We start from the raw sequence: 21,458 nt of genomic DNA, 5'->3' as shown, positions 1-21,458 counted from the left end.
CGCTTACATGCCCGCGTAGTTGGGTCCGCCGCCACCTTCCGGCGTGACCCAGACGATATTTTGGGTCGGGTCCTTGATATCACAGGTTTTGCAGTGCACGCAGTTCTGGGCGTTGATCTGCAGGCGCTGGGCATCGCCTCCCTTGGCCGTGTCGGGCACAAACTCGTAGACGCCAGCCGGGCAGTAGCGGGCCTCGGGACCTGCGTACTTGGCCAGGTTGATGCTGACAGGTACCGAAGCATCCTTCAGCGTCAAATGAGCCGGCTGCTGCTCTTCGTGGTTGGTGTTGCTGATGAACACGCTGCTCAAGCGGTCAAACGTGAGCTTGCCATCGGGCTTGGGATAGACGATGGGTTTGCATTCAGCCGCGGGCTTGAGGTAAGCGTGGTCCGGCTTGTCGCGGCGCAGGGTCCAGGGAATGTGGCCGCGCAGAACGAATTGCTCAAACCCGTTCATGAGCGTAGCAACGGTCAGGCCGTGTTTGAACCAGTTCTTGAAGTTGCGGTCTTTGTTGAGTTCGGTGTGCAGCCAGCTTGCTTCAAAGGCCTCGGGGTAGGCGCTGAGCTCATCATGCTGGCGGCCGGCAATGATGGCGTCATAGGCCGCATCGGCGGCCAGCATGCCGGTCTTGATGGCAGCGTGGCTGCCTTTGATGCGGCTGACGTTCAGGTAGCCTGCATTGCAGCCCACCAGAGCGCCGCCGGGGAACACGGTTTTGGGCAGCGAGGACAGGCCACTGGCGTTGATGGCGCGGGCGCCGTAGGACAGACGTTTGGCAGTAACTTCGCCCTTGTCGTTCTCGAAGTAGTAGCGAATGTTGGGATGGGTTTTCCAGCGCTGGAACTCTTCAAACGGGCTGAGGTAAGGGTTTGAGTAGCCCAAGCCGGTGATGAAGCCCAGGGCAACCTTGTTGCCATCCAGGTGGTACAGGAAAGCGCCGCCATAGGTGTCGGACTCCATCGGCCAGCCAGCGGTGTGCATGACAAAGCCCGGGGTGTGGCGGGACGGATCAATTTCCCAGAGTTCCTTGATGCCGATGCCAAAGCTTTGCGGGTCTTTGCCTTCATCGAGCTTGTACTTGGCAATCAGCTGCTTGCCGAGGTGGCCGCGTGCGCCTTCGGCAAACACGGTGTATTTGCCCAGCAGTTCCATGCCGAGCTGGAAGTTCTCGCCGGGTTCGCCGTCTTTGCCCACGCCCATGTTGCCGGTGGCAACACCCTTGACCGAGCCGTCGCCGTTGTAGAGCACTTCCGCGGCGGCAAAGCCAGGGAAGATTTCCACGCCCAGGCTTTCAGCCTGCTCGGCCATCCAGCGGGTCACTGCACCCAGGCTGACGATGTAGTTGCCGTGGTTTTGAGCGCATTCAGGCAGCAAAAAGTTTGGCGTGCGAAAGGAGGACTTCTCGCCCAGGAAAGTCCAGGCGTCGTCGGTCACGGGCTGGTTCAAGGGGGCGCCGAGTTCTCGCCAGTTGGGGATGAGTTCGGTCAGGGCCTTCGGGTCCATGATGGCGCCAGACAGGATGTGTGCGCCAGGCTCAGAGCCTTTTTCCAGCACGACCACCGAGACCTCCTTGCCACTTTTGGCGGAAAGTTGCTTGATGCGGATGGCCGTGGCCAAGCCGCCGGGGCCGCCGCCTACGACGACAACGTCGTATTCCATTGCTTCACGGGGGCCGAACTGGGCCAGAATTTCCTGGTTTGTCATGGTGTATCTCGCTTGATAATCGGGTTGTGGCGGGTATTCAAACCCCGGCCAATGGCTGGCGATTGCAGCGCTGATTTTATTCGGTGAATTGGCACAATCGGACGGTCGTTCTTTTTGTTTTGTGGAGACTCTCTAAATGGCCTACACCATCGATCTATCCGGCCGCGTTGCGTTTATCACAGGCGCCTCCAGTGGCCTGGGAGCGCAATTTGCCAAAACACTGTCTCGCGCCGGTGCCGCTGTGGTGCTGGCGAGTCGCCGGGTTGACAAGCTCAAGGACCTGCGCGCGCAGATCGAAGGCGAGGGTGGTGACGCCCACGTGACAGAGCTTGATGTCACCGACCACGACTCGATCAAGTCCGCCGTCGCGCATGCCGAGACCGAAGTCGGCTCGATCGACATTTTGATCAACAACTCCGGTGTCAGTACCACGCAGCGAATTCAGGATGTGACGGAAGAAGACTACGACTTCATGTTCAACACCAATGTCAAAGGCGCGTTCTTTGTGGCGCAGGAAGTTGGCAAGCGCATGCTGGCCCGGGCCCAAGGCTCGGCGCCCGGCACTTACACCGGGGGGCGCATCGTCAACATCGCCTCGATGGCGGGCCTGCGTGTGTTGCCGCAAATCGGTGTGTATTGCATGAGCAAGGCGGCCGTGGTGCAAATGACCAAGGCCATGGCGCTGGAGTGGGGCAAGTACGGCATCAACGTCAACGCCATTTGCCCGGGCTACATCGATACCGAAATCAATCACCAGCACTGGCAGACCAGGCAGGGCCAGAAGCTGATGGAGATGTTGCCACGCAAACGGGTCGGGCAGGCCAAGGATCTCGATGCCCTGCTGGTGATGCTGTGCGCGGATCAAAGCCACTTCATCAATGGTGCGGTGATTTCCGCCGACGATGGCTTTGGTACCTGACCGCGCATGTTGAAGGGCATTTTGGCGGGGCTGGCCGCTGGTGCCCTGTGGGGCGGTGTTTTTGTGGCACCCCGCATGACGCCCGGTCTGACTTCGGTGGATCTCACGGCGGGCCGCTTCGTGAGTTTTGGCATGGCGGCGGCGCTGGCGATGCTGTTCACACGCTCCAGTCACCAGCTTCCCACGGCTCGCCAGGCAGGCACCGCGGTGGGGATGAGTCTGCTGGGATTCAGCGGCTACTACCTGCTGCTGGCGCTGGCTATTCGCGATGCGGGTACCGAGGTGCCCAGCCTGATCATCGGCACCATTCCGATCTGGATGATGTTGCTGGGCAAGCCGCTGGGGCTCAAATGGTCGGCCTTGTTGCCGGGCTTGTTGTTGACGGCCGCAGGGCTGGCGCTCATGGTGTTTGCCACGGGTACGGATCTGTTCGGACGGGTCAAGCCCAGTGGCGTTCATTTTTGGCGTGGCGTGGCGTATGCGCTGATGGCCATGGTGAGCTGGACTGCTTTTGGCCTGCTCAACGCACGCTGGCTTAAGCGCCACCCGCACGTAAGCGCCAGCGAATGGGCCAACTGGCTGGGCATTGCCACCGGCGCCGGAGCGCTGCTGTTGTGGCTGCTCGCGGGTTCAAGCGCAAAAGAGCTTCTGGCCCTTGAAAATATTGGCTCTTTAGCTATTATTTGCATAGCTACTGGCATAGGGTCAGCGTGGGTGGCGACCATTTTTTGGAACGTGGCGAGCCAGCGCCTGAGTGCCAGCCTGTGCGGCCAGCTGATTGTGAGCGAGACCCTGTTTGCCCTGCTGTATTCATTCTTGCTGGATCGGGCCTGGCCGGGTTCGTTTCAGCTGCTCGCAGCCGTGTTGTTCACGCTGGGTATCCTGGCTTCCATCAGGGCACACCGCTGATGCAGTGGACGACGAACAGGATTCAGCCGCGCCAAGTGCGGCGCTGGGTGGCGGCCACAGGTTCGCTCAGTACACGGCTGGCTGGTGTAAGCCGCGCCTTCACCGTGCAGGTGCTCAGTCAAGGGCGTCAGGGGCTGGGTCCGGATGAGGCGCGCGCATTGGGCCTGCCGGGGCGCTGCTCGGGCTATGTGCGCGAGGTCCTGCTGCGCGTGGACCATTTACCCGTGGTGTTTGCGCGCAGCGTGACGCCCCATGCTGCATCACAGGGACCATGGCGCTCGATCCGGGGCCTGGGCACACGACCTCTGGCGGATGTGCTGTTCAAGCGGCGCGGCATCGTGCGCGCGCCGCTGGAGTTTGCCCGGTTCAAACCTGCCGGCCCTGAGCATCGGAATGTGATGCGGGCCTGGCAGCTGGCGGCGCGCGAGACGATGGCGATGCGAGCCGTGCCTGCGCGTCGTTCGGTGTTCACCCGCTGTGGTGCGCCCTTGCTGGTGATGGAGGTATTTCCCTCTGCACAGGCTCCTTGGCACTGGTCGGCAGGCGTGCGGAAACAGCGCAACGAGCGAAAATATTTTTCAAGGAAGAGAACATGAAGATCGAAATTCCCGAGATCAAGAAGCTGGTCTACGAGATGGTTATTCCCATCCGTTGGGGTGACATGGACGCCATGAACCATGTCAACAACACCATTTATTTTCGTTACCTGGAGACCTGCCGGATTGACTGGATGCGTTCGGCCGGCTGCGAGCCAGACCCGCAGGGCGAAGGACCGGTGATCGTCAACGCGTTCTGCAACTTTTACAAGCAGCTCGAATACCCCGGTGATGTGCGGGTCAAGATGTATGTGAGCGACCCGGGGCGCACGACTTTTGAAAGCTGGGGCACGATGGAGCGCACCGACCAGCCCGGCGTGATTTACGCTGCGGGGGGTGCCACCACCATCTGGGTGGATTTTCCCAAGCAAAAAGCCACGACGCTGCCCGACTGGATGCGGACGCTGGTGAGCTGAGCCATCACTTGGTGTTTGGGGCATTGGCCCCCGCCTCATGCTGTCAAATGCCCAGAAATCGGCGGGGACCAATACCCCAAACCCTGCGAGCCGCCTGGCGTAGATGTCGATTGAGAATTGGGCGCGGCGGGTGTCGCGTGTGCGGCGCAAGCGGTCGTTCGATCCGGATCGCTGGCAACTGAAAAAGCTCACCTTCAGCGTGGCTTGAAGGTCTTGGCTTTTCCGTAAAATGAGTGAAAAAATTGCCGAGTTTCTCGGGTCATTCAGGGGGAATAAATATGTCAAGTTCAGAAGCACGCAGGCCCCATAAGGGCTACGACGAAAGTGCTCACTCAAGTTCCGCTGCGGTGTATTGGGATACACCTCAGGGCGTACGGTCTACATCACGTTAAATTCAACATGATCACTACCGCTCGCAGCTTGGCCTCGGTCACATTGGCAGCGCTATGCACATGCGTCGTCGCTCAACCAGCCAAGCAAGGTCTTCCGGCCTTCCCCGGCCTCCGAACGCACGTAATTCAGGACAGGGTGAGCCAGATTCCGCAGCAGATCTCCTTTGACCCTCTGCTAACGAAGTTGCTGAACGAGCCGCTTGACGCCAAGTACAACACACAAGGCATTGATGGCATTGATATGACCCGAGTCCTGGTAACTCGGTTGAACCGAATATCCCAGACTCGTCACTACGTTTACTTTGATCCGGGTGCAAGCAACGATCCGGCGTTCGTGCTTGCCGAAGAGGCAAGCACGAAGCCGATTGGGACTATTGATGCCGATCAGCTTGTGCTACCTGGGAACGGATTCATCTACGCCATCGGCAGAACAAACAAGCTACATCTGGAGCGGCGCAAGTTTGCCGTGCAGGATGGCAAGCTGGAAGAAGTCAAGCAGCCATTCCAGTTCGTTGGCCTTGAGTCAAGAGCGAACGTCGCCATCACGATTACGACATCAAAAGACGGTACGGAGAGCGTCGCGTTTATTCCGAAGGGTGAGCGTCTCTTTGTCGTTCTGAGCGATGACCAATACCTTCTTATTAGGACGAACTTTGGCTTGGTTGGATGGTTCAAGACGTCCGGTAATCGCGAGTCTCCAGAAATCGACGGCATCTACTTCGATGGCGACTGAATCTAACCCTTCGTTTAACCGGACATACTCCGGCGTTCCTTCGCCGGGCGTCATTTCATTTTGCCCGGCTACGTCACTCTGTCGTATTCCGGTTAACTCAAACTGTTAAACGGTATATCGTGTAGTCCCATGCAACATAGAAATCTGCTTTTGATTGCGCTAGTCTGCATTTGCAGTGGAGTGCTGGCTGCGGATGATCGGGGTGTAGGAGGCTGGTACCTTCCTGGTACAAAGTCGGAGGCGGATTTGGGAATCGGGCCCAACCTAACAAAGTGTTTGGCTACGCTCGAAGGTGGATCAGTAGCGGGTAGGAGGCAGTGTCTTGGAGCAGAGAATCAGCGACAAGATAAACGCATGAATATCGCGTACAAGAAGGCCTTGACGCGACTTGGCCCTGAGCGGCAGGAGTTACTGAGGCAGAGCCAACGAGCGTGGTTGAAATTTGTTAGCAGCCAGTGCGAACTGGTGGCTGGGCCACCTACTGGGGGCACCGACTGGACTGACGAGCTCGTTGTCTGCGATCTTCATTGGCGCGCCTATCGTGCCATGTTCCTTGAATCGCTCGATGAGTAGCGTGGCGCTTAACGAGTCGGCCCACGCGGATACACAACATCAGGTTGCCGCTTCGCGGGACGGGTTGCGTGCCCGTCAGCGCCAACGTAACGACTGTTTTGGAGCGCGACCGAAGTCCGCTATGGGCCTGTTGCGCTCGTACGTTTTTTACGTTGACACCGGATTGATGCTGCCTAAATTGAAATTGTTTGCCGCTTCAAGTGCGCGAATCACTTGGCTTTGGCAACACGTCCCATCAGGTAAAACTCCGGGTTGGGCAACATATTGCTGAACGAGGCCATGCGGTTGGAGAGACCGAAGAAAGCGGTGATGGCGGCAATGTCCCAGGCGTCTTCGTCAGTAAAGCCGTGCGCCTGCAGTGCGGTGAAGTCGTCGTCTCCAATCTCGTCGGACTTCAGGCACACCTTCATTGCGAAATCCAGCATGGCTTTTTGACGCGGTGTGATGTCGGCCTTGCGATAGTTCACCGAGACCTGGTCGGCGACCAGTGGCTTTTTCTCGTAAATGCGCAGAATCGCGCCGTGGGCCACGACGCAATACAGGCACTTGTTGGCGGCGCTGGTGGTGGTGACGATCATCTCGCGGTCGCCTTTGCTCAGACCGGAGTCCTCTTTAAGCATCAGCGCATCGTGGTAGGCAAAGAAGGCGCGCCATTCGGCCGGTCGGCGCGCCAGCGCCAGAAACACGGTGGGCACGAAGCCGGCTTTTTCCTGCACCTCCAGCACCTTGGCGCGGATGTCATCGGGCAAGTCTTTGAGTTCGGGAAGGGGGTAGCGGGCCATGGTGTTTCCTCGTGTTGGTTTCTGGCATTATCCTGTCCCATTTTCCGACCCGCAATTTTTCAGGAGCGACACAGCATGGATTCACAGTACGACAAAGGCCTGGCCACACGCAAGCAGGTGATGGGTGAAGCTTTTGTGGCCAAGGCCCTGGGCAATATGACCGACTTCACAAAACCGATTCAGGAGCACATCACCCGCAACGCCTGGGGCGATGTGTGGCAGCGCCCCGGGCTGGACCTGAAAACCCGCAGCTTGATCACCGTGGCCATGCTGACGGCCTTGGGGAAGCAGAACGAACTCAAGGGCCATGTGCGCGGTGCCCTGAACAACGGTGCGACAGTGGCCGAGATTCAGGAAGTGCTGCTGCACGCCACCGTGTACTGTGGCGTGCCCACGGCGGTGGAGGCGTTTCGCAGTGCTGCAGAAGTGGTGGAGGGCGCAGCTTGAAGTTGCGCTCGGCGCAGGGTGGCTGTCTCAGTTCTGTGACGGCCATTGAGCGTCAGCATTTTCCTGCTGGAGTATCAAAAATTGACGGACGTGTGGATCACGCAACAGCGAGCAGCGGCCCGTCAAAGCCAATATCCATGCGGGTTTGCCTGTTGTGAACCATGTTGAGGGGGCTAATCTGAGCAGTCAGAAAAGCGAAGACGATGAACTCCGTTTGACCTTCAAGGCGCCCATCTTTTGTCGGTGCTTCTGACACGATCGGTGTCCCGCCCTCGCTAAATAAGGGAGGTGATGGCGCAGGTGTTTGATTTACGTGGTGATTTGATGCTCTGGATATATGTGGCATGCCTTATGCATATCTGATTGCTCCTGGCTTGCGAACGGGCGGGCCTGAAACTGCAAAGGAGTAAAAATCATGAAGCTTGCAAAAAGAGCGTTTCTTGCCCTGGGGTTTGGTTTGGCCTTGCAGGTCACCGCCCACGCCGCCATCGTCAGCCAGTGGAACTACACGACGACCAGTATTTGGACCTCCGCCTCACCGGGTGTCACGGTTACGCCCACGGTGTTGAGTTGGGGGACTGACATTGGCAATGGACAGAGCACTCTGACCATTGCCAATCCGGCTCCCGGCGTGGTCACTACTCAGCAGGATGGTTTGCCCTTGAACCTGGCCTATGCGCAGCCGGGCAGCACCATCACCCATGACAACAATGCCATCACGGACAGTCCCATGACAGGCGCCACGCTCAACTCCCAACTGGTTCTGAACGCCTTGCCTGGGCCGGGGGCCAACACGGGCCCAACGCCGATCAATCTGAATATCCGGTTCCTGGAGACAGTGAATGCCTTGCCTTGTCCGGCCACAAGTCCCGCGGGAAATCCGTGCAATGATATTTTTGTGTTGACCACACCTTTGCAGAACCAGACCTTCCAGTGGGATACCGATGGTTTGGGTGGCGATGCGCCAGTCACGTATTTCGTCAACATCTTCCCGTTGGGTGGACTGGGTCCTTTGCAGGATGGGGCCTGCGACGCCGTATTTGGTGACATCCTCCATCGCGGCTGCATTGGCTTCACCACGCCGGAGAACGCCGCTACGCCTTTGCCATTTGCCTTTATCGTTTCTACGACACCTTTCAGCGTTCCTGAGCCCGATGCTATTGCGCTGACTGGTCTGGCACTGATGGCGCTGGCGTTGGTTCGCCGCCGGTATCCAGCACGATCCGCCCGATGACGCGACCGGCTTCCAGGTCTTGCAGGCTTTGCTCCGCTTGTGCCAGGGGGCGGGTCTGCACGGACGGGAGAGTGAGCACACCGCTGCGTACCAATTCAACCAGTTCCCGTATTTGCGCGGTGCAGCCCACGGCTGACCCCATCAATGAAATCTCACGCATGGCCAGGGCAACGAGAGGTACAGTGGCAGCACCACCAAACAGGCCAACAGATACAAAGCGCCCTCCTTTTTGCAGAGACGGCAGGGCCAGGGCCGAGGTGGCGGGTGAGCCGACAAAGTCAATCATGGCGTACAAGCCGACCTTCGAGATTTCCAACAGCTGAGCTGGACCCTGCTTCTTCAGGTTCAGGACATGCTGCACGCCAGCGGCTTGCGCCGCTTCAAGTTTGGTGTCATCGATATCGCAGGCAATGATGTGCTGATGTCCAAGTGCCTTGAGGATGGCAATAGCAATCAGACCCAGACCGCCGCAACCGAGCACTGCCACCCACTGGTCAGCTTGCGGAGGGCCTATTTTCTGGATGGCCGAATAGGCCGTGACACCCGCGCAGGCCAGCATGGCAGCTTGCGCTGGATCGATGCCTTCAATGTCTACCAGATACCGTGCGTGAGGCACCATCAAATGGGTGGCGAAGCCTCCCGGTCGCGCCATTCCCATGGCCGCCATGGCGGGGCAAAGATTGTCCTGACCTCTTAGACAAGCAGGGCATTTTCCGCAACCGATCCACGGATTGACAAGATAGGTTTTGCCAACATGCACACCAGCAACTTCGGAGCCGACCGCCTCGACGATTCCCACGGGTTCGTGCCCCAGCGTGACTGGCAACCTGACGCCGCGCTCCGCCAGCACGCTTTTGACACCGCCTCCCATGTCGAAGTAGCCTTGCCGAATGTGCACGTCGGAGTGACACACGCCGCAGTAAGTCAGCCGAAGCCGTATTTCAAACGGCCCTGGCTCAGGAGTCTCCCGCATGGCGAATTGCAGTGGCTTGCCCCATTCGACGACGTCATAGCTTTGCATAGATTGAACTCCGGGTCGTCAGGTTTGTAGTGGGGGCCGTGCAGTTGCAAATGAACCAGTTTCACAGCCGGGTTAATGCCGTTGCCATATTGGCCGAGCTGCGATAGATTGTCAAACTCATTACAACCAGGGAGCTCAGCGCATGCCGACTGTCACATTCATTGCGTTTGATGGGAAAGTCCATTCGGTAGAAGTGCCTGCCGGCACAACGCTGATGCGGGCGGCGACTGACAACGGGGTCACCGGCATTGATGGAGATTGTGGGGGCAATTGTGCTTGCGCAACCTGTCATGTGTTTGTCGGGTCGGCGTGGGCCGAGCGGGTTGGCACACGCACACCCGCCGAAGATGAGATGCTCAACTTCGCATCCGAATTGCGCGATAGCTCCAGGCTGGCGTGCCAAATTACGCTGACCGATGCCCTGGATGGCCTCGTGGTCAACCTTCCCGAAGGGCAGCACTGAGTCTGTCGTGTCTTACACATTTGCTAGTCAACCAGGAGATACGCCATGAGTGCCGTGGTCACCCCGGATTCCGTTGCCCAGGCGCGTGCGCGCATCGATGCCATGCCGCTGGATCAGATCGATCCTGCCGATACACAGGGCTTTGTTGACGATACCGTGGGCTACAAGTTTGAGCGTTTGCGCCGTGAAGACCCGGTGCACCGTTCGCACAGCCCTGTGCCCGGCATGGGTGACTATTGGTCGGTGACGCGCTACGAAGACATCATGGCCGTGGATACCAACCACGCCGTGTTCTCCTCCGATTGGTCCAGAGGCGGCATTACATTGATGGACTTTCCACCGGGTGAGCAGCAGTTGCAGATGTTCATTGCCATGGACCCGCCCAAGCATGATGAGCAGCGCAAGGCGATAGGCACCATCGTCGCACCGGCCAATTTGAACAACTGGCACGACCTGATTCGGGAGCGCACATGCAAAGTGCTTGACAGCCTGCCGCGCAATGAGACCTTCGACTGGGTCGACAAGGTCTCCATTGAACTGACCACCTACATGCTGGCGACCTTGTTCGATTTCCCACTTGAAGACCGTCGGCTACTGACGCACTGGTCTGACATGGCAACGTCCAACAAGCTCACCAATCCTGATGCGCCGGAACCAGAGGTGCGCATGGCAGAGCTGAAGAAAATGCTGGGCTATTTCACACGCCTGTGGAATGAGCGCGTCAACGAACCCCCGCGAACCGACCTGGTGTCGATGCTGGCGCATGGCGCGCAAACCCGCAACATGGGCCCCCTGGAGTTCATGGGAAATCTGGTCCTCCTGATTGTGGGGGGCAACGACACCACACGCAATTCGATGACCGGGGGATTACTGGCCTTGCATGACCATCCCCAGGAAATGGCCAAGCTGCGGGCCAACCCTGCGCTGATTGACAGCATGGTGCCCGAGATCATCCGCTGGCAAACACCGCTGGCCTATATGCGGCGCACTGCCACGGCCGATGCGGAGCTGGGCGGCAAGCAAATCAAGAAGGGCGACAAGCTGGCCATGTGGTACTTGTCGGGTAATCGAGATGAATCAGCGATTGCCGAGCCAACCCGCTTCATCATCGACCGTGCCAAGCCGCGCCAGCATCTGTCGTTTGGTTTTGGTATTCACCGTTGCGTTGGCAATCGTCTTGCTGAGCTGCAGCTCAAAATTTTGTGGGAAGAAATACTGCGACGCTTCCCCGTGATTGAAGTGGTTGGCCAGCCGGCCCGCGTTCGCTCCGCATTTGTCAGGGGCTTCACCAGTCTGCCGGTACGCATCCCGGGGTAGTTGTCGCGCGTTAACATCCGCGCATGGACAAGACTGACTCATTACCGCGCGATGCACAGAGCATTCTGGAGCTTGCGGCGCGCTCCATGTTTGACCTTTTTGCCAACGCCAGCGAAGGCATGATGCTGGTGGACCGGCAGGCCCGCGTGGTCTGGATCAATGAGCAGTACAAACGTTTTTTACCGGCCCTGGGCTTCCAGCGGGTGGAGGATTTTGTGGGACACCCGGTAGACAGCGTGGTGCAAAACACCCAGATGCACCATGTGCTGGAGACCGGCAAGCCGATACTGATTGATCTGCTGACCAACCAGGCCGGCACTTTTGTGGTGAGCCGTATTCCCTTGCGCGACAGCCAGGGGGAAGTGATTGGCGCTTTGGGTATCGTCTTGTTTGACCATCCCGAGACCAGCCTGCAGCCCCTGATTGGCAAGTTTTCTTTGCTGCAGCGTGATCTGGACGATGCCCGGCGCGAACTTGCCAGCCATCGCAGTGGGCAGTTGCAGGGCCAGCGTCAGTCCAAGTACACCTTTGCCAGTTTCGTGGGAGCCAGTGCCGCGGCGGTAGAGGTCAAGCGGCAAGCGCGCCGGGCCGCACAATCGTCCAGCCCGGTGCTCTTGCTGGGGGAAACCGGCACGGGCAAGGAGTTGCTGGCCCATGCCATCCATGCTTCATCCGCGCGGGACAGCAAACCCTTCATCAGCCTGAACATTGCGGCCGTGCCCGACACGCTGCTGGAGGCTGAATTTTTCGGGGTTGCACCGGGGGCTTATACCGGTGCCGACCGCAAGGGGCGTGATGGCAAGTTCCGCCTGGCCGATGGCGGCACGCTGTTTCTGGACGAGATCGGCGATATGCCGCTGGCCTTGCAGTCCAAGCTGCTGCGTGCGCTGCAGGAAGGCGAGATCGAGCCGCTGGGCTCCAACAAGCTGATTCCTTTTGATGCCCGGGTGATTGCCGCCACCTCGCGCGATCTGGCCCGTCTGGTGCGCGAAGGCAACTTTCGGGAAGACTTGTTTTACCGTCTCAATGTGTTGCCGATCAGGGTGCCGCCCCTGCGTGAGCGGCGCGAAGACATTCCCGCGCTGGTGGAGGTGCTGGGTGAGGACATGGCGCTGCGCAGCGGTGCACAGCCGCCCGAGCTCAGCGCCGGGGCACTGGCGCTGCTCTCGGCACAGGTGTGGCGCGGCAACATCCGCGAGCTGCGCAACGTGCTGGAGCAGGCCACCATGCGCAGTGATTCGCATCGCATCGGTGCCTCGCAGCTGGAAGCTGTGTTGCGCGATGCCGGCATTGCCAACCCGGCGCCGGCGCCCGCAGCAGCCACATCCAGCGGGGCCGGTATGGCCGCTGCGCCAAGCTTGCGTCCGCTGGCTGAGCAGGTGGCCGCGCTGGAGCGCCAGGCCATCGCTGCAGCCATGGAGGCCAGCCGTGGCAACAAGGTTGCCGCCGCCAAAATGTTGGGAATTTCCCGCGCCACGCTCTACGGACGGCTTGATGATAATGCCCAATAAAAATACATATTGTTCAATATTTAGTCATATTGAGTTGTCTGGTATTTAGACATTTTCAGTCAATGGTGTAGTTTTTCTCAATTAAATCAAGAGGTTACGGTTTGGCACGCTTGATGCAATATCAATCATTGATCTGATAACCACAACAGGAGATAGACATGCATCGTCGCACTTGGGTCGCACAGGCCACTTTGGCTGCTACCGCACTCGCTTGCACCTTGGCCGCCCCGCTGGCATTTGGTCAGTCCAAGGAAATCAAGATTGCCCACATTTACAGCAAGACCGGTCCGCTGGAGGCTTATGCCAAACAGACGCAGATCGGTTTCATGATGGGCCTGGACTACGCCACTGGCGGCACCATGATGGTCGCAGGCAAGAAGCTGGTGGTGATTGAGAAGGATGACCAGGGCAAGCCCGACATTGGCAAGAGCTTGCTGGCCGCTGCTTACGGCGATGACAAGGTGGATCTGGCCGTGGGCCCCACCGCTTCGCCAGTCGCGCTGGCGATGTTGCCCGTGGCCGAGGAATACAAAAAAATCCTGCTGGTAGAGCCCGCCGTGGCCGATTCGATCACCGGTGACAAGTGGAACAAGTACATCTTCCGCACCGGCCGCAATTCCAGCCAGGATGCAGCCGCCAATGCGGCTGCGTTTGACAAACCGGGCAACGTGGTTGCCGTGCTGGCCAACGACAATGCTTTCGGCCGCGACGGTGTCAAGGCCGCCAAGGAATTCATCAAGCACGCCAAGATCGTCCACGAAGAGTATTTGCCCGTGGGCACCACCGACTTCACCGCCGGTTTGCAGCGCATTGTGGACAAGCTCAAGGACCAGCCGGGCAAGAAGTACATCTCGGTGGGTTGGTCTGGCGCCCCCACACCTTTTAGTAAAATCGCTGACCTCGAGCTGAAAAAGCGCTATGGCATCGAGCTGGCCACCGGTGGCAACATCCTGCCCGCGATGGTGGCTTACAAGCAGTTCCCCGGCATGGAAGGCGCGCTGTACTACTACTTCGGCATTCCGAAGAACCCGATCAACGAAGCCATGGTGGCTCGCCACTACAGCCAGTACAAGGCGCCACCAGATTTCTTCACGGCTGGTGGTTTTTCGGCGGCCATGGCTGTGGTGACCGCGCTCAACAAAACCAAGGGCGACACCAACACCAACAAGCTGATCGAGACCATGGAAGGCATGAGCTTTGATACGCCCAAGGGCAAGATGACCTTCCGCAAGGAAGATCACCAGGCGATGCAAAGCATGTACCACTTCAAGATCAAGAACGACCCGGCCTTTGCCTGGGGCGTGCCTGAACTCGTGCGCGAGATCAAGCCTGAAGAGATGAATATTCCGATTCGCAACAAGCGCTAATTGATGAGGTAGCCCGGCGACTGCGCAGGCCGATAGCGGCTTTGCGCAGTGCGCCTTGATGGACGACTGTTCGCTACGCCGCTCCCACCACCAAGGGAGCTTTAAAACATGCTTGAAACCAAAGAACTCACGGTCCGCTTTGGCGGCCACGTGGCGGTGAATGCTGTCAGCTGCGCTTTCCAGCCCGGCACGCTGACCGCCATCGTCGGCCCCAATGGCGCGGGCAAGACCACGTACTTCAACCTGATTTCGGGCCAGATCAAGGCCACCGAGGGGGACGTGTTTCTCAACGGCCAGAGCCTGGCCGGCTTGAGCCCATCGGCCAGAACGCGCGCCGGGCTGGGGCGTGCGTTCCAGTTGACCAACCTGTTTCCCAACTTGTCGGTGCTGGAGAACGTGCGCCTGGCGGTGCAGGCCACGCGCGCTGGCTCGCACTTTCGCGGCCTCAACCTGTGGAGCATCTGGAGCGACCACAAGGCCTTGACCGGGCGCGCCGAAGAAGTCCTGGAGGCCGTGGCCATGAAGGACAAGCGACACATGGCGGTGGCCAGTCTGCCGCATGGCGATCAGCGCAAGCTTGAAGTGGCCCTGCTCATGGCACTGGAGTCAGAGGTGTTCATGTTCGATGAGCCCACCGCCGGCATGAGTGCCGATGAAGCGCCCGTGATCCTGAACCTGATTCGCCAACTCAAGGACGACAAGCGCAAGACCATTCTGTTGGTGGAGCACAAGATGGATGTTGTGCGTGAGTTGGCCGACCGCATCATCGTGCTGCACAACGGCGCTCTGGTGGCCGATGGCGACCCGGCCACGGTGATTGCCTCCCCCGTGGTGCAGGAGGCCTATCTGGGGCTCGCCCCAGTCAATGCCGGGGAGGGCGTATGAACGACCTGCTATTGAAACTTGAAGGGGTGCACACCCACATTGGCGCCTATCACATCCTGCATGGTGTGGACCTTGCCGTGCCGCGCGGTCAACTGACCATGCTGCTGGGGCGCAATGGCGCCGGCAAAACCACCACGCTGCGCACCATCATGGGCTTGTGGCATGCCAGCCAGGGTTCGGTGAGCTTCGGGCAGCGTGCCATCACCGCCTTGAGCACGCCCGAGATCGCTTCCCTCAACATTGCCTACGTGCCGGAGAACATGGGCATTTTTTCAGACCTCACGGTGAAGGAAAACATGCTGCTGGCCGCGCGCCAGGCCAAGCATGCAGGCCAGATGGACGAGGCCCGCCTGCAGTGGATTTTTTCCCTGTTTCCGGCGGTGGAAAAGTTCTGGAATTACCCGGCAGGCAAGCTCTCGGGCGGGCAAAAGCAAATGCTTGCGGTGGCCCGCGCCATTGTGGAGCCGCGTGAGTTGCTGATCGTGGATGAGCCCAGCAAGGGCCTGGCGCCCGCCATCATCAACAACATGATCGACGCCTTCGCCCAGCTCAAGGCCACCGGCACCACGATTTTGCTGGTGGAGCAAAACTTCAGTTTTGCCAAACGCCTGGGCGACCACGTGGCGGTCATGGACAACGGACGCGTGGTGCACGCGGGCAGCATGCAGGCGCTGGCCGCAGACGAACAACTACAACAGTCATTGCTGGGACTGGCCCTATGAAATCATCGCTTAAACAGATCGACTTTGACTGGAAGCCGCTGGCGCTGGTGCCCCTGCTGGCACTGCTGGTGTTTCCCTTCATCGGATCGCCCTCGACCTGGCTGACGCTCACCGTGGCCGGCTTGGCCATGGGCATGATCATCTTCATCATCGCCTCTGGTCTCACGCTGGTGTTTGGCCTGATGGACGTATTGAACTTTGGCCATGGCGTCTTCATTGCCCTGGGTGCGTTCGTGGCCACGACGGTGCTTGGCCTCATGGGCGACTGGACCGGATCGCCTGAGCTGTGGCGCAACCTGGTGGCCCTGTTCCCGGCCATGCTGGTGGCCATGCTGGTGGCGGGTGCGCTTGGGCTGGCGTTTGAGCGCTTCATTGTGCGCCCGGTCTACGGCCAGCACCTGAAGCAAATCCTGATCACCATGGGCGGCATGATCATTGGCGAGGAACTCATCAAGGTGATCTGGGGTCCTGCCCAGATTGCCTTGCCCTTGCCCGAGGCCCTGCGCGGTGCGGTGTTGCTGGGTGATGCCGCCATTGAAAAATACCGGCTGCTGGCGATGGTGGTGGGCGGCCTGGTGTTTGCGGCCCTGGCCTGGACCTTGAGCCGCACCAAGATCGGTTTGCTGATTCGCGCTGGCGTGCAGGACCGCGAGATGGTGGAGTCGCTGGGTTACCGCATCAAACGCCTGTTCGTGGGCGTGTTCGTGGTGGGCAGCGCGCTGGCTGGTCTGGGTGGCGTGATGTGGGGGCTGTACCAGCAAAGCGTGACCCCGCAAATCGGCGCACAGGTGAATGTGCTGATCTTCATCGTGATCATCATCGGCGGTCTGGGCTCCACGGGCGGCGCCCTGATTGGCGCACTGCTGGTGGGCCTGATGGCGAACTACACCGGCTTTCTCTTGCCCAAGCTGGCCTTGTTTTCCAACATCCTGTTGATGGTGATGATTCTGCTCTGGCGTCCGCAGGGCGTATATCCCGTGGCTAACCGATGAACAACCCCCGGCGGGTTAAAGAGTCGCTTTCTTGAGGTTTATGTATGTTGCAACGACTTCTTTCCAATGACTTTCCCCGCAGCCGTGTGCTGGCGGTCTTGCTGGTGTTGCTGCTGGTGGCACTGGCCGGCGCACCGTTTATCTTTCCCGGTGTCAAGGCGCTGAATGTGGCGGCCAAAGTGCTGGTGTTCATTGTGCTGGTGGCCAGCTTTGACTTGCTGCTGGGTTATACCGGCATCGTCAGCTTTGCGCACACCATGTTCTTTGGCATTGGCGCCTACGGCATTGCGGTGGCAACCACCCGCCTGGGCCCCACCTGGGAGGCCCTGGCGGTGGGGCTGCTGTCTTCCCTGGCGCTCTCGTTTGTGCTGGCCTTGCTGGTGGGGCTGTTCTCGCTGCGCGTGCGGGCCATCTTCTTTGCCATGATCACGCTGGCGGTCGCCTCTGCCTTCCTGACCCTGGCTTCGCAGCTTTCGGACATCACCGGTGGTGAAGACGGGTTGAGCTTCAAGGTGCCCGAGATTTTGTCGCCCAGCCATGAATTCGCTGCAGAACCTTTTCTGGGGGTTTCGCTGGACGGACGCCTGCTCTGCTACTACGTGTTGTTTGCCAGCGCCCTGGGCCTGCTGCTGGCCATGCTGCGCATCGTGAATTCGCCGTTCGGACGCGTCTTGCAGGCGATCCGCGAGAACGAGTTTCGTGCCGAGGCGATTGGCTACCGCGTGGTGGTGTACCGCACCACCTCCGCTATTTTGTCGGCATTGTTTGCCTGCCTGGCTGGTGCCATGCTGGCGCTCTGGCTGCGTTACAACGGGCCGGACACCTCGCTGTCCTTCGAGATCATGATGGATGTGTTGCTGATCGTGGTGATTGGCGGCATGGGCACCATCTATGGTGCGGCCATTGGGGCGGCGCTTTTCATGGTGGCACAAAGTTACCTGCAGGATCTGTTGCGTCTGGGCAGCGAAGCCGCTTCCTCCTTGCCCTGGCTGTCGGCCTTGCTCTCGCCTGACCGCTGGTTGCTTTGGCTGGGGGTGCTGTTTGTGTTGTCGGTGTATTACTTTCCCACCGGTGTTGTCGGGCGCTTGCGCGCCAGCAGTGCGGCAGGAGCCCAGTCATGAGCCTCCATCCAACTTGCTCTTCCCGCTACCTCACCTGCGCTGGCTACGAAATTCATGTCACCGAGTGGGGCGCGCAGCATGAGCGCACCGTGATCGCCTGGCACGGCCTGGCCCGCACCGGGCGTGACATGGATGAGCTGGCCGAGCACCTGAGTGCGCGCGGCTACCGGGTGATCTGTCCCGACACCATCGGGCGCGGCCTGAGCCAATGGAGCGCACGACCTGAACAGGAATACTGCCTGGCGTTTTATGCCCGGATTGCGGTTGATTTGTTTGACCAGCTGCAGATTGACACAGCGCATTGGGTGGGCACTTCGATGGGAGGCGCAATTGGCACCGTGTGCGCGGCCGGCCTGTTGTACCCCGGCATGAAGCAGCGCATCCAGAGCCTGACCCTGAACGACAACGCACCGCAACTGGCGCAAGCCGCCATTGAGCGCATCCGCGCCTATGCCGGCAACCCGCCAGCGTTTCATACGGTGCGGGAGCTGGAGGCCTTCTTTCGCCAGGTGTACAAACCCTACGGTGCCCTGACCGATGCGCAGTGGCGGCGTTTGACCGAGACTTCCACCCGCCGCCTGCCCGATGGCCGCGTCACCCCGCATTACGACCCGGCCATGGTGCAGCAGTTCATCAGTCAACCGGATGACTACCTGATCTGGGAACACTACGATGCAATCACGATTCCCGTGTTTTGCCTGCGCGGGGTCGATTCAGATCTGGTGCTGCGCGAGACCACGGACGAGATGATGCGCCGCGGCCCCGGCGCTGGCGGACTTGCCAGCGTGGTGGAGATCAAGGGCTGTGGCCATGCGCCTGCGCTGAATGTGCCCGAGCAGCTGGACCTGGTGAGCGGGTTCATTGAGGCCGCAAACTGAATCAGAATGCTATTTAATCTATAGCATTATTGATAGGTTATACGGTGGCATCGGGCTCTTTTCGTCCCTGTATGCCCAGCGCTCACGCGAGTACGCCGCTTTGCCCTTGTGGCGAGCTGTTCGTGTTGTACAGCACCCCGGGGTTCAGGATGCCGCGCGGATCAACCGCCGCCTTGGCCCCCGCCAGCATCTGGCGGAACAGCACGGGCACTTCGCGGTCGTAGCCGCTACGGTGGTCGCGCCCCACCGCGTGATGGTGCGTGACCGTGCCGCCATGCCCCACCACTGCCGCATTGGCCGCCAGCTTGATGTCGCGCCAGGCCGCCAGCGCACTGGCCACATCGCCAGTTGCCGAGCCCTTGGTGGCGATGGTGAAGTAGGGTGCTGCGCCATCCGGGTAGGCGTGTGTGATGCGACAGGAAATAACAGTCTTCTGTCCGGTGGCGCGTTGAATCACTGTCTCCACCTCCTGCTTGACCTGCCGGTAAAAACTCTCAAACCGGTCCCAGGTGATGGCCGTCTCGAAGGTGTCCATGATGATGCCCAGGCCTACTGCCGGGTCTCGCCAGTAGGGCATGCGAATGAAGGCATTGCGCCACACGCCTGCCGCACCGCGCCGATGCTCGTCGCTGCCTTCGGATGCCATGGAGCGCTCCACTGCCTTGGCGTCGTATTCACCGCCATGATCGTGCACCAGCTCAAGTGCGCGCGCCATCCAGGTTGGCAGCGCGTGGTCGGCCGACTCAAAGCCCAGCACCAACACCGCAAAGCGGCCATCACCCACGCCGGAGAAAATGGTTTCCATCGGGTCCAGCAAACGACAGTTGCTCGGATTCAGGCCCGACTGCGCCAGTGCCCGCACACAGCGTGCTGCAGCGAAGTAGTCGGTGAAGCGAATGGAGGCCGAGGCGCGAAAGCGCGGCTTGTCCTGCAAGCGCATCCAGGCCTCGGTGATGACACCCAGCGTGCCCTCGCTGCCGAGCACCAGCCGATCAGGCGCGGGGCCCGCCCCCGAACCGGGCAGGCGCTGCGTTTGCATCACGCCGTTGGGGGTCACCATGCGCGTGGACTCAACAAAGTCGTCAATGTGGGTGTGCTGCGTGGCGTAGTGGCCGCCGGCGCGGGTGGCAATCCAGCCGCCCAGGGTAGAGAACTCAAAGCTCTGCGGATAGTGGCGCAGCGTCAGATCGTGCGCACGCAGTTGCGATTCAATGTCCGGCCCGAACGCGCCCGCCTGAATGCGTGCGGCACGGCTCACCTTGTCAATCTCCAGCACCCGGCCCAGTCGCTCCATGTCCAGCGAAATCGTTCCGGCAAAGCCATCGCCAACCGCTGGCTCGACACCGCCGCAAACGCTGGTGCCTCCGCCAAACGGAATCACAGCGACATTGCTCCGTGCCGCCCAGTCCAGAACGTCAACGACGGCTTGTTCGTCATCGGGGTAAGCCACCCAGTCCGGCGGGTTGGGTACGCTGCGCAGCCACATGCGGGCGCAGTCGGCGTAGCTTTTGCCGTAGGCATGGTTGAGTCGATCGACCGGCGATTGCGAGAAGCTGGAGGCCAGCGCGGCCGGCGGCGCTACACGCGGTGCGCGCAGGGTGTATTCGGATGCATCCGGCGCTGCCAGGGCCACATAGTTGCCGCCCAGTTGCTCCACCGTGAATTTCACCGCAGCCTGTTCCTGGATATCCAGCGTGGCGTCTGCTGCACCCCAACCCCAGAAGCGTCGCGCCGGGCGACGGGAAAGACTGCTCGGTGTGGTGTTCATTGGCTTCTCCATCCTTCAATCAAAATGCTCGACATGGGCCGGGTGTTGGGTGCAGGGCATCTTAGCGTGCCGGCACTGCGTACACTTCGTCATCGCGCAAAGTCGCAGATCAACAGGCAAGCCATGAAATTCAAGATGTCCGAAAAATCGTTATTCGCAATCCTGCTGCGTTCACCGTGGTGGATCAGCTTTGCACTGATGGCTGCGTTCTCCCTGGCGTCAGTCGTTTTGCTGCCAAAGCAGTATGTGGCCGTCGGGATGATGGGCGGCTTTCCGTTTTTGGTGATCGGTGTCATCGCCGCCTGGCGTCAGCGCAATGCGCCCGATCCTGCCCGCGTCGCGGAGTTGCTTAGCCGCGTAGCGGGCATGTCCTGGTCCGATTTTTCAGGCAAGCTGGAGCGGGCCTTTCAGCGCCAGGGATTTGCCGTGACGCGCCTGAAGGGGGCCGGCGCTGACTTCCAGTTGGAAAAAAGCGGACGCGTCACGGTGGTGAGCTGCAAGCGCTGGAAAGCCGCGACCCATGGCGTGGATGCGCTGCGCGATCTTGTGGTGCAAAAGCAGGCGCTGGGTGCCGATCAGTTGATCTACATTGGCCTGGGCCAGGTCACCGATCAGGCACGCCGTTTCGCCAACAGCGAAGGCATGGTTTTGATGTCCGAGGGGGAGTTGGCGCAGCTTTTGTCGGAGACTGCCTAGGGCCGGACAGCA

General features: G+C 59.9%; 22 protein-coding genes. 18 read left to right on the top strand and 4 right to left on the bottom strand.

Going from position 1 to position 21,458, the window contains the following annotated elements; translation table 11 throughout:
* Positions 1 to 3: 3 nt before the first annotated feature.
* Positions 4 to 1,704 carry an electron transfer flavoprotein-ubiquinone oxidoreductase gene (locus IV109_RS13475; RefSeq protein ID WP_296697268.1) on the bottom strand — a complete coding sequence of 567 codons (1,701 nt, stop codon included), beginning with the start codon at positions 1,702 to 1,704 and terminating at the stop codon, positions 4 to 6.
* A 136-nt stretch (positions 1,705 to 1,840) separates the two neighbouring features.
* On the opposite strand from IV109_RS13475, the gene IV109_RS13470 reads away from it, so the two are divergent.
* From IV109_RS13470 to IV109_RS19115, 6 genes are all read left to right on the top strand, one after another.
* On the top strand, positions 1,841 to 2,623 hold the full coding sequence (locus IV109_RS13470) for an SDR family oxidoreductase (protein WP_296697266.1): 783 nt from the start codon (positions 1,841 to 1,843) through the stop codon (positions 2,621 to 2,623).
* Positions 2,624 to 2,629: 6 nt separating this feature from the next.
* Positions 2,630 to 3,532: a DMT family transporter gene (locus tag IV109_RS13465; RefSeq protein ID WP_296697264.1), complete on the top strand. Its 903-nt coding sequence runs from the start codon at positions 2,630 to 2,632 to the stop codon at positions 3,530 to 3,532.
* Positions 3,532 to 4,128: a chorismate lyase gene (locus IV109_RS13460; RefSeq protein ID WP_296697261.1), complete on the top strand. Its 597-nt coding sequence runs from the start codon at positions 3,532 to 3,534 to the stop codon at positions 4,126 to 4,128. Before IV109_RS13465 ends, IV109_RS13460 begins: the two co-directional genes overlap by 1 nt.
* Positions 4,125 to 4,544 carry an acyl-CoA thioesterase gene (locus tag IV109_RS13455; RefSeq protein WP_296697259.1) on the top strand — a complete coding sequence of 140 codons (420 nt, stop codon included), beginning with the start codon at positions 4,125 to 4,127 and terminating at the stop codon, positions 4,542 to 4,544. The genes IV109_RS13460 and IV109_RS13455 overlap by 4 nt, the downstream gene beginning before the upstream one ends.
* Positions 4,545 to 4,943: 399 nt before the next feature.
* Positions 4,944 to 5,669 carry a hypothetical protein gene (locus IV109_RS13450; RefSeq protein ID WP_296697257.1) on the top strand — a complete coding sequence of 242 codons (726 nt, stop codon included), beginning with the start codon at positions 4,944 to 4,946 and terminating at the stop codon, positions 5,667 to 5,669.
* 129 nt (positions 5,670 to 5,798) lie between these two features.
* Positions 5,799 to 6,242: a lysozyme inhibitor LprI family protein gene (locus tag IV109_RS19115; protein ID WP_366834242.1), complete on the top strand. Its 444-nt coding sequence runs from the start codon at positions 5,799 to 5,801 to the stop codon at positions 6,240 to 6,242.
* Between the two features lie 209 nt (positions 6,243 to 6,451).
* Here IV109_RS19115 and IV109_RS13445 read toward each other — a convergent pair whose 3' ends face one another.
* On the bottom strand, positions 6,452 to 7,024 hold the full coding sequence (locus IV109_RS13445) for a peroxidase-related enzyme (protein WP_296697255.1): 573 nt from the start codon (positions 7,022 to 7,024) through the stop codon (positions 6,452 to 6,454).
* A gap of 75 nt (positions 7,025 to 7,099) precedes the next feature.
* Between IV109_RS13445 and IV109_RS13440 the strand changes: the two genes are divergently transcribed.
* On the top strand, positions 7,100 to 7,471 hold the full coding sequence (locus IV109_RS13440; protein WP_296697253.1) for a carboxymuconolactone decarboxylase family protein: 372 nt from the start codon (positions 7,100 to 7,102) through the stop codon (positions 7,469 to 7,471).
* A gap of 415 nt (positions 7,472 to 7,886) precedes the next feature.
* The gene (locus IV109_RS13435; RefSeq protein ID WP_296697251.1) at positions 7,887 to 8,705 is read left to right on the top strand and encodes a THxN family PEP-CTERM protein; all 819 of its coding nucleotides are present in this window, start codon (positions 7,887 to 7,889) and stop codon (positions 8,703 to 8,705) included.
* Here the strand turns inward: IV109_RS13435 and IV109_RS13430 are convergent.
* Entirely contained in the window at positions 8,629 to 9,726 is a 1,098-nt protein-coding gene (locus tag IV109_RS13430; RefSeq protein ID WP_296697249.1) for an alcohol dehydrogenase, read from the bottom strand. The genes IV109_RS13435 and IV109_RS13430 overlap by 77 nt on opposite strands.
* Before the next feature lie 142 nt (positions 9,727 to 9,868).
* Between IV109_RS13430 and IV109_RS13425 the strand changes: the two genes are divergently transcribed.
* The 9 genes from IV109_RS13425 to IV109_RS13385 all read left to right on the top strand — a co-directional run bounded on the left by IV109_RS13425 (position 9,869) and on the right by IV109_RS13385 (position 18,982).
* The gene (locus IV109_RS13425) at positions 9,869 to 10,189 is read left to right on the top strand and encodes a 2Fe-2S iron-sulfur cluster-binding protein (protein ID WP_296697247.1); all 321 of its coding nucleotides are present in this window, start codon (positions 9,869 to 9,871) and stop codon (positions 10,187 to 10,189) included.
* A gap of 45 nt (positions 10,190 to 10,234) precedes the next feature.
* Entirely contained in the window at positions 10,235 to 11,506 is a 1,272-nt protein-coding gene (locus IV109_RS13420; protein WP_296697246.1) for a cytochrome P450, read from the top strand.
* Between the two features lie 23 nt (positions 11,507 to 11,529).
* Positions 11,530 to 13,017 (top strand): sigma 54-interacting transcriptional regulator, encoded by a 1,488-nt coding sequence (locus IV109_RS13415; protein ID WP_296697244.1) that lies wholly within the window; start codon positions 11,530 to 11,532, stop codon positions 13,015 to 13,017.
* Positions 13,018 to 13,175: 158 nt separating this feature from the next.
* Entirely contained in the window at positions 13,176 to 14,384 is a 1,209-nt protein-coding gene (locus tag IV109_RS13410; protein WP_296697242.1) for a substrate-binding domain-containing protein, read from the top strand.
* Positions 14,385 to 14,492: 108 nt separating this feature from the next.
* Complete coding sequence (locus tag IV109_RS13405) at positions 14,493 to 15,269, top strand: ABC transporter ATP-binding protein (protein WP_296697239.1); 777 nt, start codon at positions 14,493 to 14,495, stop codon at positions 15,267 to 15,269.
* The gene (locus tag IV109_RS13400) at positions 15,266 to 15,991 is read left to right on the top strand and encodes an ABC transporter ATP-binding protein (protein ID WP_296697237.1); all 726 of its coding nucleotides are present in this window, start codon (positions 15,266 to 15,268) and stop codon (positions 15,989 to 15,991) included. Before IV109_RS13405 ends, IV109_RS13400 begins: the two co-directional genes overlap by 4 nt.
* Positions 15,988 to 16,983, top strand: coding sequence for a branched-chain amino acid ABC transporter permease (locus IV109_RS13395; protein ID WP_296697234.1), 996 nt, complete (start codon positions 15,988 to 15,990; stop codon positions 16,981 to 16,983). The genes IV109_RS13400 and IV109_RS13395 overlap by 4 nt, the downstream gene beginning before the upstream one ends.
* Positions 16,984 to 17,027: 44 nt before the next feature.
* On the top strand, positions 17,028 to 18,104 hold the full coding sequence (locus tag IV109_RS13390; protein WP_296697231.1) for a branched-chain amino acid ABC transporter permease: 1,077 nt from the start codon (positions 17,028 to 17,030) through the stop codon (positions 18,102 to 18,104).
* Complete coding sequence (locus tag IV109_RS13385; RefSeq protein ID WP_296697229.1) at positions 18,101 to 18,982, top strand: alpha/beta hydrolase; 882 nt, start codon at positions 18,101 to 18,103, stop codon at positions 18,980 to 18,982. Before IV109_RS13390 ends, IV109_RS13385 begins: the two co-directional genes overlap by 4 nt.
* 82 nt (positions 18,983 to 19,064) lie before the next feature.
* Here IV109_RS13385 and IV109_RS13380 read toward each other — a convergent pair whose 3' ends face one another.
* Complete coding sequence (locus IV109_RS13380; RefSeq protein WP_296697227.1) at positions 19,065 to 20,750, bottom strand: FAD-binding oxidoreductase; 1,686 nt, start codon at positions 20,748 to 20,750, stop codon at positions 19,065 to 19,067.
* A 123-nt stretch (positions 20,751 to 20,873) separates the two neighbouring features.
* Here IV109_RS13380 and IV109_RS13375 point away from each other — a divergent pair, with 123 nt between their 5' ends.
* Complete coding sequence (locus tag IV109_RS13375; RefSeq protein ID WP_296697225.1) at positions 20,874 to 21,446, top strand: restriction endonuclease; 573 nt, start codon at positions 20,874 to 20,876, stop codon at positions 21,444 to 21,446.
* The last annotated feature ends 12 nt before the right edge of the window (positions 21,447 to 21,458 follow it).

The organism is Rhodoferax sp., from assembly GCF_018780565.1.
Taxonomy (GTDB): Bacteria; Pseudomonadota; Gammaproteobacteria; order Burkholderiales; family Burkholderiaceae_C; genus Rhodoferax.
This window is presented reverse-complemented; position numbering and strand designations above follow the sequence as displayed.